This window comes from Streptococcus sp. SV2, assembly GCF_030440175.1.
Classification (GTDB): domain Bacteria; phylum Bacillota; class Bacilli; order Lactobacillales; family Streptococcaceae; genus Streptococcus; species Streptococcus raffinosi.
In genome coordinates this window covers 1-12,656 of sequence record NZ_JAQFJQ010000027.1, presented here as the reverse complement: position 1 = coordinate 12,656, position 12,656 = coordinate 1, and the positions used below count along the sequence as shown (strand labels likewise).

The 12,656-nt window shown below is 38.7% G+C and carries 3 protein-coding genes and 3 pseudogenes; 5 read left to right on the top strand and 1 reads right to left on the bottom strand.

The window, feature by feature from the left end:
- Window positions 1-124 precede the first annotated feature (124 nt).
- The 4 genes and pseudogenes from PCY14_RS09720 to PCY14_RS09705 all read left to right on the top strand — a co-directional run.
- A pseudogene (locus PCY14_RS09720) lies at window positions 125-358 on the top strand (phosphoribosyl-AMP cyclohydrolase); the annotation flags it as partial.
- Window positions 359-366: 8 nt separating this feature from the next.
- Entirely contained in the window at window positions 367-681 is a 315-nt protein-coding gene (gene hisE / locus PCY14_RS09715; RefSeq protein ID WP_002884043.1) for a phosphoribosyl-ATP diphosphatase, read from the top strand.
- A 619-nt stretch (window positions 682-1,300) separates the two neighbouring features.
- Complete coding sequence (locus tag PCY14_RS09710) at window positions 1,301-5,782, top strand: glycoside hydrolase family 70 protein (RefSeq protein ID WP_301363481.1); 4,482 nt, start codon at window positions 1,301-1,303, stop codon at window positions 5,780-5,782.
- A gap of 427 nt (window positions 5,783-6,209) precedes the next feature.
- Window positions 6,210-10,763, top strand: coding sequence for a glycoside hydrolase family 70 protein (locus tag PCY14_RS09705; protein ID WP_048790772.1), 4,554 nt, complete (start codon window positions 6,210-6,212; stop codon window positions 10,761-10,763).
- A gap of 208 nt (window positions 10,764-10,971) precedes the next feature.
- Here the strand turns inward: PCY14_RS09705 and PCY14_RS09700 are convergent.
- Window positions 10,972-12,173 (bottom strand): annotated as a pseudogene (locus PCY14_RS09700) (IS110 family transposase).
- A 242-nt stretch (window positions 12,174-12,415) separates the two neighbouring features.
- On the opposite strand from PCY14_RS09700, the pseudogene PCY14_RS09890 reads away from it, so the two are divergent.
- Window positions 12,416-12,481: pseudogene (locus tag PCY14_RS09890) on the top strand (DNA-3-methyladenine glycosylase I); the annotation flags it as partial.
- Between the last annotated feature and the right edge of the window lie 175 nt (window positions 12,482-12,656).

The following is a 12,656-nucleotide window of genomic DNA, read 5'->3' as shown; positions in this document are numbered from 1 at the left end:
AAAAAACTGAGAGAATTAGAAAGGAGTTGGTTACAGGAGAACCTAAGCAAAGACTAATCGCTCAAAATCGTGCTCTGAAACTGAAGTTATATCAGTTCATTAAAACAAGCCACAAAGAAAAAGGGTGTCCTATCAGTTGACCCTAGAGACCAAACAAATGCATTACTGGAGCCGTTCTAGAAATGAGCTTTGGCATAAGGGAGCCACATCTGGTCATTTCCAACATGTCAAAAGCATCAAGACTGACTGTGATCAGGACACCTTGCTTATCGCCGTGGAACAAGAAGGAGCAGCCTGTCATACAGGAGCCCACAGCTGTTTCTTTACGGATATATATGATGACAGACAAGACAGATAGGAGTAGCTATGTTAGAAACACTTTATAAGGAAGCCTTAGATCGTAAAAAGAATCCCAAAGAAGGGTCTTATACCAATTACCTTTTTGACAAGGGACTAGACAAGATTCTTAAAAAGGTTGGCGAAGAAGCGACAGAAGTTGTGATTGGGGCCAAAAATGCTGATAAAGAAGAAATTGCCAATGAGACTGCAGATGTCCTCTATCACCTAGCAGTCATGCTCGTTGAAACAGGGGTCAGCCCTGAAGACGTTGAAGCCGTACTTAAAGCCCGTCAGGGCAAACAAAGCAATGTCCATGACCGAAAAGAAGTAACGGATTATTGAGGATTATCTCAACCGATTTGAACTAAGATGAAAAGCCTGAAGTGATGATTCAGGCTTTTTTGCTAGAGGAATTCTAATGATTTTGTCCTTCTAACTACAATGAGAAAGCGCTTTAAAATGCTATAATAGGAGTGAAGAAAGCTCGTTTATTTTGAAAGATTCGGTGTGCTTATTTATACAAATCATTGAGGAAAGGAAGGATGTCCTATGATGAAAAATACTCCTAGTATTTTAAAGCTTTCTCGTTTAGTTATTGTCCTCCTCTGTTCTAGTCTTTTAGACAGAAACCTTACTCTTTTTAGTCAGCTATAGGGTCCAACATACTCTTGTATTTGCTTAATAAACGGTTTCAACATTCCAAACCATAATAGAAATATGTCATCTCTTAAGCCTGGGGCAGCCCTTGAAGGCTTTAAATACAACTTATAAACCATAGACTACCGTCACGTGATTTCGGTAGTTTTTTAGATTAGAAATAATGCTAATCAATTTAAATTATGGTTAAAAAACGAAACTGGAATGATAAATTAAAGAAATGGGTAAAAAAATTATGATATAATGAGACTGTTTGAATGGTGTAGATTTCATTCAAACTAGGAAAAAGAAATGAGGACCTATTATGGGAAAAAAGGTACATTATAAGCTTCACAAGGTTAAGAAGCAATGGGTGACGATTGCCGTCACCTCAGCAGCACTTGCCTCAATTGTAGGTGGTGCAGCCGTAACCAATCAAAAGGTTTCAGCAGATGAAACCACAAAACCAGTTCCTTCGACAACAGCTGAAAGCGATGTCGTAGTTGAAACGCATGAAGTAGCGACTCCAGCAGCAACTGCTACGACAGATGTCACAGCAGCAACAAATGACAAGGCAGCAACTACAGATACTGTAGCAACTCCAGCACCAGCAACGGCTACAACTGACACAACTGCTAATACTGCAGTACCAGCAACAACTGATCGTGCAGCAGTAGTAAATGATGCAACAACAGAAGCACCAGCTACAACTGCGACTGCGACAGATACAACGCTTACAGTAGCTGAAAAACCAAAATCTGGTGTTACTGAAAAAGAAGAAACAGCAGCACTCTCTTTGGACAACATCAAACAAGTTGATGGTAAATACTATTATGTCAAAGAAGATGGTTCATACAAAACAAACTTTGCTGTTTCAGTTAATGGCCAGTTGCTTTACTTTGGTAAAGATGGTGCTTTGACAAGCACATCAACACACTCGTTCACACCAGGTACAACTAATCTAGTTGATGCTTTCTCTTCACATAACCGTGCTTACGATTCTAAGAAAGAAAGCTTTGAGTTGGTAGATGGTTATTTGACACCTAATAGCTGGTACCGTCCAGTCACTATTTTGGAAAATGGTGAAAAATGGCGTGTATCAACTGAGAAAGACTTCCGTCCACTTTTGATGGCATGGTGGCCTGATGTAGATACACAAGTTGCCTACCTCAATACTTTCTCTAAACACTTTAACCTTAACGCAACTTATTCAACCAGCCAAAGTCAATCTGAATTGAATGCAGCTGCTAAGACAATTCAAATTAAGATTGAACAAGAAATTTCAGCTAAAAAATCAACTGAATGGCTTCGTCAAGCAATTGAGTCTTTTGTAAAAGAACAAGACCAGTGGAATACTACAACTGAAAACTATACCCTTGCTGACCACCTTCAAGGGGGAGCTCTTCTCTTTGTTAATAGCAATGTAACACCTTGGGCTAACTCAAACTACCGTATCCTTAACCGTACACCAAGTAACCAAGATGGTTCTCTAAATGGTACAGGAAGATACTTGGGTGGTTATGAATTCCTACTTGCCAATGACGTTGATAACTCAAATCCAGTTGTGCAAGCTGAGCAGTTGAACCAAATTCACTATCTTGTGAACTGGGGATCAATTGTTATGGGTGATAAGGATGCTAACTTTGATGGTATCCGTGTTGATGCAGTTGACAATGTCGATGCTGACCTTCTCCAAGTTTATACAAACTACTTCCGAGCAGCCTTTGGTGTGGATAAATCTGAAGCCAATGCACTCGCTCACATTTCTATCCTTGAAGCTTGGGATTTAAATGATAATGCTTATAATCAAAAACATGATGGTGCAGCCCTTGCCATGGATAATAACCTTCGTTATGCAATTATGGGTGCACTTTATGGATCGGGCTCTTCATTGAAAGATTTGATTACTAGCAGTTTGACAGACCGTACAAATAATAGTAAGTATGGAGATACACAAGCTAACTATATCTTTGCGCGTGCTCATGATAACCTTGTTCAAGATATCATTCGTGATATTGTTCAAAAAGAGATCAATCCAAAATCAGATGGTTATACCATGACTGATGCTGAATTGAAACGTGCCTTTGAAATCTATAATGAAGATATGAAGAAGGCAGAAAAACGTTATACTATTAACAATATTCCAGCTGCCTATGCTTTGATTCTTCAAAATATGGAGCAGGTAACTCGTGTTTATTATGGAGATCTTTATACGGATAACGGCCAATATATGGCTACCAAGTCTCCTTACTACGATGCTATCACAACGCTCTTGAAGAACCGTATGAAATATGTTTCAGGTGGACAATCGATGAAAGTCGACACGTTCAATGGAAAAGAAATCTTGTCATCTGTTCGTTACGGTAAAGATATTATGACTGCTGACCAAACTACGGGTGTAGCAGAAACAAGTAAACATTCTGGTATGTTGACCCTTATTGCCAATAATCAGGATTTCTCACTGGGTGATGGTACTTTAAAAGTTAACATGGGTAAACTTCATGCTAACCAAGCCTACCGTCCATTACTTCTTGGTACTGATAAGGGAATTGTCACTTACGAAAATGATGCAGCAGCAGCTGGAAAAATTAAATACACTGATGCTGAAGGGAACTTGACTTTCAGTGGAGATGAAATCAAGGGGTATCGAACTGTTGATATGAGAGGTTATCTTGGTGTTTGGGTACCAGTAGGTGCGCCTGATAACCAAGATATCCGTGTTAAAGGTTCAGATAAGAAACTTGACAAGACATTTTCTGCTACTGAAGCATTGGACTCACAAGTTATCTATGAAGGTTTCTCAAACTTCCAAGATTTTGTTGAAAAAGATAGCCAATATACTAATAAATTGATTGCAGAAAACGCAGAACTCTTCAAGTCATGGGGAATCACATCATTCGAGATGGCTCCTCAATTTGTATCGGCTGATGACCGTACCTTCCTTGATTCTGTTATCCAAAATGGCTATGCCTTTACTGACCGATATGACCTTGCCATGAGTAAGAATAACAAATATGGTTCTAAAGAAGATCTTCGTGATGCCCTTAAGGCGCTTCACAAGCAAGGTATTCAAGCAATTGCTGACTGGGTTCCAGATCAACTTTACCAATTGCCAGGACAAGAAGTTGTAACAGCAACACGTGCTAATAGTTATGGTACTCCAAAGGCCAATGCTTATATCAATAACACTTTATATGTTGCAAATTCTAAATCATCAGGTAAGGACTTCCAAGCTCAATATGGTGGTGAGTTCCTTGATGAGCTCCAAAAGAAATATCCACAGTTGTTTGAAGATGTGATGATATCAACTGGTAAGAAGATTGATCCATCTGTTAAAATCAAGCAATGGTCTGCTAAGTACATGAATGGTACTAATATCCTTGGTCGTGGTAGTCGTTATGTTCTCAGTAACGATGCTACTGGTCGCTACTATCAAGTTACTGATAATGGTATCTTCTTGCCAAAACCTTTGACAGATCAAGGTGGTAAGACAGGTTTCTACTATGATGGTAAGGGTATGGCCTACTTTGATAATAGTGGTTTCCAAGCTAAGAATGCCTTCATTAAATATGCTGGAAATTACTATTACTTCGATAAAGAAGGTTATATGTTAACTGGTCGTCAAGATGTCGATGGTAAGACTTATTTCTTCTTGCCAAACGGTATCCAGCTTCGTGATTCTATTTATCAACAGGATGGTAAATATTATTACTTTGGTAGCTTTGGTGAGCAGTACAAAGATGGTTACTTTGTATTCGATGTACCGAAAGAAGGTACTTCAGAAACAGAAGCTAAATTCCGTTATTTCTCACCAACTGGAGAAATGGCTGTTGGCTTGACTCATGCTGGTGGAGGATTGCAATACTTTGATGAAAATGGCTTCCAAGCTAAAGGTACTAAGTATGTTACTCCAGACGGAAAACTCTACTTCTTCGATAAAAATTCAGGTAATGCCTACACAAATCGTTGGGCTGAAATCGATGGTATCTGGTATGAATTCAATGATCAAGGCTATGCACAAGCTAAGAAGGGTGAATTCTACACAACAGATGGCTCAACATGGTTCTACCGTGATGCAGCTGGTAAAAATGTGACAGGTGCCCTTACTTTGGATGGTCACGAATACTACTTCCGTGCAAATGGTGCCCAAGTTAAAGGTGAATTTGTTACTGAAAATGGCAAGATTAGCTACTACACTGTAGATAATGGTTACAAGGTTAAAGACAAGTTCTTCGAAGTAAACGGCAAGTGGTACCATGCTGATAAGGATGGTAACCTCGCCACAGGTCGTCAAACAATTGACCACCTTAACTATTACTTCAATGCTGATGGAAGCCAAGTTAAATCTGATTTCTTCACTCTTGATGGTGGTAAGACATGGTACTACGCCAAAGATAATGGTGAAATCGTGACAGGTGCGTATAGCGTTGGTGGTAAAAACTATTACTTCAAAGAAGATGGTAGCCAAGTTAAAGGTGACTTTGTTAAGAATGCTGATGGTTCACTTTCTTACTATGATAAAGATTCAGGGGAGCGTCTCAATAACCGTTTCTTGACAACTGGTAACAATGTTTGGTACTACTTCAAAGATGGTAAGGCTGTAACAGGACGCCAAAATATCGATGGTAAAGAGTATTACTTTGATCATTTGGGACGTCAAGTTAAAGGTAGCCCAATCAGCACACCAAAAGGAGTGGAATACTACGAATCAGTTCTTGGAGAACGTGTGACAAACACATGGATCACTTTCCAAGACGGTAAGACTGTCTTCTTCGATGAAAATGGTTATGCTGATTTTGATAAATAATCAATCAATCTAATCTTAATCTGAGAGATTAAGTGAAAAACGATATGATTTGACATGAATTTATAGGTGAAATTTCTTGAAAACGAGAATCGTTTAAAGAAATTTTGCCTTTTTTTGCTCCTTAAAGAAAAAAATCTGACAAATATCAATTTTGAGTCAGAATCGTTGTAAAAGCCATTGTATCAAGGGTTTTAGTGGTTTTTATAGAAAATAGTTTTACTTATCAAATGATATGAAAATGAGAATTGAAAGCCTATGAAATAGGTGTGTTACAAAACTTTTCTAATGTTGCTGTTATGTTACATATAATTTATAAAAAAAACAATTAATTCGAGAAATAGTTAGAAAATAATGATATAATGTAATTGTTTGAAATCGGATAGATTTCAGTCTGATTTTGACAAATAAAATCACGGGGAAAATTATAATGGAAAATAAGGTACACTATAAGCTTCATAAAGTTAAGAAGCAATGGGTCACAATTGCAGTTGCCTCTGCAGCACTTGCTACTGTCGTAGGAGGATTGTCTGCAACAACATCTTCAGTTTCAGCGGATGAAACTCAAGATAAGATAGTAACTCAACCAAATTTAGATACAACAGCCGATTTAGTTACTTCTACAGAAGCAACCAAAGAAGTCGATAAACGTACAAATACAAAAGAAGCAGATGTTTTAACGCCTGCTAAAGAAACAAATGCCGTCGAAACAGCAACTACAACGAACACACAAGCAACAGCTGAAGCAGCTACAACAGCAACAACTTCTGATGTAGCGGTGGCAGCTGTTCCAAATAAAGAAGCAGTTGTGACAACAGATGCACCAGCTGTTACAACTGAAAAAGCAGAAGAACAACCAGCAACAGTGAAGGCTGAAGTTGTAAACACAGAAGTTAAAGCGCCAGAAGCTGCTTTGAAAGATTCAGAAGTAGAAGCTGCGCTTTCCTTGAAAAACATCAAAAACATTGATGGTAAATATTACTATGTTAATGAAGATGGTTCACACAAAGAAAACTTTGCCATTACTGTAAATGGTCAATTGCTTTACTTCGGTAAAGATGGTGCCCTTACAAGCTCATCAACATACTCTTTCACACCAGGAACAACAAATATTGTTGATGGTTTCTCAATAAATAACCGTGCCTACGATTCATCTGAAGCTAGCTTTGAATTGATTGATGGTTATTTGACTGCAGATAGCTGGTACCGTCCAGCTTCTATCATCAAAGATGGTGTAACTTGGCAAGCATCAACTGCAGAAGATTTCCGTCCACTTTTGATGGCTTGGTGGCCAAATGTAGATACACAAGTTAACTACTTGAACTACATGTCTAAAGTATTTAACTTGGATGCTAAATACACTAGCACAGATAAGCAAGAAACTTTGAATGTTGCTGCTAAGGATATCCAAGTTAAGATTGAACAAAAGATTCAGGCTGAAAAATCAACACAATGGTTGCGTGAAACTATTTCTGCTTTTGTTAAGACACAACCACAATGGAACAAAGAAACTGAAAACTACTCTAAAGGTGGCGGCGAAGATCACCTTCAAGGTGGTGCCCTTCTCTATGTAAATGATTCACGTACACCATGGGCTAACTCTAACTATCGTCTTTTGAACCATACGGCTACTAATCAAAAGGGTACAATTGATAAGTCAGTTCTTGATGAGCAGTCAGATCCAAACCACATGGGCGGTTTCGACTTCTTGCTAGCTAATGACGTAGATTTGTCAAACCCAGTTGTTCAAGCGGAACAATTGAACCAAATCCACTACCTTATGAACTGGGGTTCAATCGTTATGGGTGACAAGGATGCTAACTTCGATGGTATCCGTGTCGACGCGGTAGATAATGTCGATGCAGACATGCTTCAACTCTACACAAACTACTTCCGTGAGTACTATGGTGTTAACAAATCTGAAGCAAACGCTCTTGCTCACATCTCAGTCCTTGAAGCATGGAGTCTTAATGACAACCACTACAATGACAAGACAGATGGCGCTGCGCTTGCTATGGAAAACAAACAACGTTTGGCTCTCCTCTTCTCATTGGCTAAACCAATCAAAGAACGTACACCGGCTGTAAGTCCTTTGTATAACAATACTTTCAACACGACACAACGTGATGAAAAGACTGATTGGATTAACAAAGATGGAAGCAAGGCCTATAACGAAGACGGAACAGTTAAACAGTCTACAATCGGTAAATACAACGAGAAATACGGAGATGCGTCAGGAAACTACGTCTTTATCCGTGCCCATGATAACAACGTTCAAGATATTATTGCTGAAATCATCAAGAAAGAAATCAATCCAAAATCAGATGGTTTCACAATCACTGATGCTGAAATGAAGAAAGCCTTTGAGATTTATAACAAAGACATGCTCAGCAGCGACAAAAAATATACCTTGAACAACATCCCAGCAGCATACGCTGTTATGTTGCAAAACATGGAAACAATCACTCGTGTCTACTATGGAGACCTTTATACAGATAATGGTAATTACATGGAAACTAAGTCTCCATATTACGATACCATTGTTAACTTGATGAAGAATCGTATCAAGTATGTATCTGGTGGACAAGCTCAACGTTCATACTGGTTGCCAACTGATGGTAAGATGGACAATTCAGATGTTGAACTCTACCGTACAAATGAAGTCTATGCTTCAGTACGTTATGGTAAAGACATCATGACAGCTGATGATACAGAAGGTTCTAAATACAGCCGTACATCTGGTCAGGTAACACTTGTAGCTAACAATCCAAAATTGACTTTGGATCAATCAGCTAAATTAAACGTTGAAATGGGTAAAATCCATGCCAACCAAAAATACCGTGCTTTGATTGTTGGTACAGCTGATGGTATCAAGAACTTTACATCTGATGCAGATGCAATCGCAGCAGGTTACGTGAAAGAAACAGACAGCAACGGTGTCTTGACTTTCGGTGCGAATGACATTAAGGGTTATGAAACATTTGATATGTCTGGTTTCGTAGCAGTTTGGGTTCCAGTTGGAGCTTCAGATGATCAAGATATTCGAGTAGCGCCTTCAACAGAAGCTAAAAAAGAAGGAGAGTTGACTCTTAAAGCGACTGAAGCTTATGATTCACAATTGATCTACGAAGGATTCTCTAACTTCCAAACTATTCCAGATGGTTCAGATCCTTCAGTTTATACTAACCGTAAGATTGCTGAAAATGTTGATTTGTTCAAGTCATGGGGCGTAACATCATTTGAAATGGCACCTCAATTTGTATCTGCTGATGATGGTACTTTCCTTGACTCAGTTATCCAAAATGGTTATGCCTTTGCGGACCGTTATGACCTTGCTATGAGTAAGAACAATAAATACGGTTCTAAAGAAGACCTTCGTGATGCTCTTAAGGCACTTCACAAAGCTGGTATCCAAGCAATCGCTGACTGGGTTCCAGACCAAATTTACCAATTGCCAGGTAAGGAAGTCGTAACAGCGACTCGTACTGATGGTGCTGGACGTAAGATTGCGGATGCTATCATTGATCACTCGCTTTATGTAGCTAATACTAAGTCATCAGGTAAAGATTACCAAGCTAAATACGGTGGTGAATTCTTGGCTGAGCTTAAAGCTAAATACCCTGAAATGTTCAAGGTTAACATGATCTCAACTGGTAAACCAATTGATGATTCTGTTAAATTGAAACAATGGAAGGCTGAATACTTCAACGGAACAAACGTTCTTGAACGTGGTGTTGGCTATGTACTTAGCGATGAAGCAACTGGTAAATACTTCACAGTCACTAAAGATGGTAACTTCATTCCTCTTCAATTGACAGGTAAAGAAAAGGTTGTTACTGGATTCTCAAGTGATGGTAAGGGAATCACTTACTTCGGTACAAGTGGTACTCAAGCTAAATCTGCCTTTGTAACCTTCAATGGTAACACCTATTACTTTGATGCGCGTGGTCACATGATTACAAACGGTGAATACTCACCAAATGGTAAAGACGTTTATCGTTTCTTGCCAAACGGTATCATGTTGAGTAATGCCTACTATGTTGATGCTAATGGTAATACCTACCTTTACAACACTAAGGGTCAAATGTATAAGGGCGGTTACACTAAATTTGATGTTACTGAAACTAAAGACGGTAAAGAGTCTAAGGTTGTGAAATTCCGTTACTTCACTAATGAAGGTGTCATGGCCAAAGGTGTTACGGTTATTGATGGCTTCACACAATACTTTGGAGAAGACGGTTTCCAAGCTAAAGATAAATTAGTAACCTTTAAAGGTAAAACTTATTATTTTGACGCACACACTGGTAATGCTATCAAGAACACTTGGAGAAACATTGAAGGTAAATGGTATCACTTTGATGAAAATGGTGTTGCCGCTACAGGTGCTCAAGTTATCAATGGTCAAAAACTTTACTTTAATGAAGATGGAAGTCAAGTTAAAGGTGGCGTTGTTAAGAATGCAGATGGTACTTATAGTAAGTACAAAGAAGGTTCTGGAGAATTAGTTACTAACGAATTCTTCACAACTGATGGAAATGTATGGTACTATGCAGGCGCTGACGGTAAGACTGTTACAGGTGCTCAAGTTATCAATGGACAACACCTCTACTTTAAAGAAGATGGAAGTCAAGTTAAAGGTGGCGTTGTTAAGAATGCAGATGGTACCTATAGCAAGTACGATGCTGCAACAGGTGAACGTTTGACTAATGAATTCTTCACAACAGGTGATAACAATTGGTATTATGTTGGTTCTAATGGTAAGACAGTAACTGGTGAAGTTAAAATCGGTGCTGATACCTATTACTTCGCTAAAGATGGTAAACAAGTAAAAGGACAAACGGTAACTGCTGGCAATGGTCGTATTAGCTATTACTATGGTGATAGTGGTAAGAAAGCCATCAGCACATGGATAGAAATCCAACCAGGAATCTACGTTTACTTTGATAAGACTGGTATTGCTTACCCACCTAGAGTGTTAAACTAATAGATTGAAAAGGAGAACTTCGGTTCTCTTTTTCTACCATTTGCCAAGTCTATCAAGGCTTTAAGTAAAAAAAGAGATAAGATAGTGGCTATTCTGAGGTTACTGTCTTATTTTTAACACTTTTTGATCCATAAATGGGCATGCTAAAAAAACACCTCATCTGGTATTTTTTGAAACAAGGTGTTACCATAATACGGCATAGACAGCCTTATCGATTTTGGGTCAAAGAGTAATCGTAAAGTTTGTTATGCGTAATGAGGTAATACATTGTTCGAATGAGACGATGTATAGAGGAAATCGTATGTGGCTTAGTTGAAGCTATTGTCGATTGTCTGTTTCGTTTCTCATAGAAATCTGCGATATGACAAGGATTGGTATGGCTAGCTGAAGCGATATTGCGAATAGATTTGTACAGAATTCTTCTTGCACAAGGATTCCCACGCTTAGTAATATGCTCTTGACCTAGGAAATCTCCCGACTCATAGTATTTGAGATCAATACCGATAAAAGCGTTGATTTGATTAGCAGACGTAAAGCGACGAATGTCTCCTAATTCGCCAATAACGCTTGTACCCGTTGTCTCTGCGATGCCAGGAATAGAGAGAAGAATCACATATTCAGGTAGAGGTTTAGCTAACTCTATCAACTGTTCTAAAACTTGTTCTCGACGGCTTGTCAACCTTATAAGTTTCTGTGCATTATACTTAACCTCTTCTATTATAGGAGAGGTTTTTGAAATGGCAGAATAAGATTGCTTTACCAGTCCAACTAGCTTCTCAGCCAAGTTACCTACTCTGTTCTCTGAAATGCGTTTAGAGGTTGACTGGCGAATAGTCTCTTTCAACTCAACTTCCGATAATTCCAGCACCTAATGCTTTGTTGGGAAGATGGACACGAGATTCTAATATTGCTCACCTGCAGGAGTAGATAGTAGAATCTCGATTTCTGGGAAGGCGACTTGAAGAACTTTGTGCAGCCTATTCTTCGTCCTTACGATATCCTCTGTCAGATTTTGGTAGAACCGGCTAAGATCATGCAAGTTTTGATAGACTTTTTCTTGAACATAAATTGGCTTACGGTTTAAAACGAATTGTGACGAAGCTAGTTTCCCTGCGTCAATTTTATCGGTTTTCCGGACTCGTAAGCTGTCAAGTTGCTTTTTAGCTTCCAAAGGATTAAGACGTGTATAGTCATAGCTGTTTTCTTCTAGAAAAGCCTGAAGTCGACAAGAGTAGACACCATTAGCTTCGAAAATAATTTCGGGGTTTCTCACGGTCTTTAGTCCTTCAGTAGACGAGAAAATCCGATAATGTCATTAGACATAGTATAGCCATGAACCCTTTCACCATTCACAAGAATAGCGACTTCTGAGCTTTCTTTACTCACATCAATTCCAAAAACTGTCCGCATTATGTTTACCTCTTTGTCTTGAATGATTCCTTATTTTAGTGATTTCATTTTCAATACTCGACGTCTAGCGTCCAACATACTTTGATAAAATTCCATCTAAAACAGGTGTCTTGCCAGTTTTTTTACGGCGTCTAGCGCCAAAAGAAGCCACGACTTCACAAGACACCTCTACTTTAACACAAAGAAAAAGTAGTGAGTACTCACTCCCGTCGGAGATTTCTTCACTACTAATCTTAGTATGTTTTCTACAGGCGGCAGGTCTAGTTGATGACCATGAGAATGATTGTGAATGGAAAAGCGGAAGTTAGTGAGTGCAGCGTTTAATTATCTGAGAATAGAGAAAAAGCTGAGAAACTCTGATATAGTCCTACTTAAGTAGACAGTAAAAATACATAAAGTACTGTTTACGAAAGTAGGATTTTTATTATGTCTAGAAAAAGTAAGGTTTCTTTTGAAGGCAAGCTGAGGGCTGTTACCTGGTAT

What these genes read in the sequence shown, in the direction of transcription:
- hisE (WP_002884043.1), top strand. Translation starts at nt 367, where the DNA reads ATGTTAGAAACACTTTATAAGGAAGCCTTAGATCGTAAAAAGAATCCC.
- PCY14_RS09710 (WP_301363481.1), top strand. Translation starts at nt 1,301, where the DNA reads ATGGGAAAAAAGGTACATTATAAGCTTCACAAGGTTAAGAAGCAATGG.
- PCY14_RS09705 (WP_048790772.1), top strand. Translation starts at nt 6,210, where the DNA reads ATGGAAAATAAGGTACACTATAAGCTTCATAAAGTTAAGAAGCAATGG.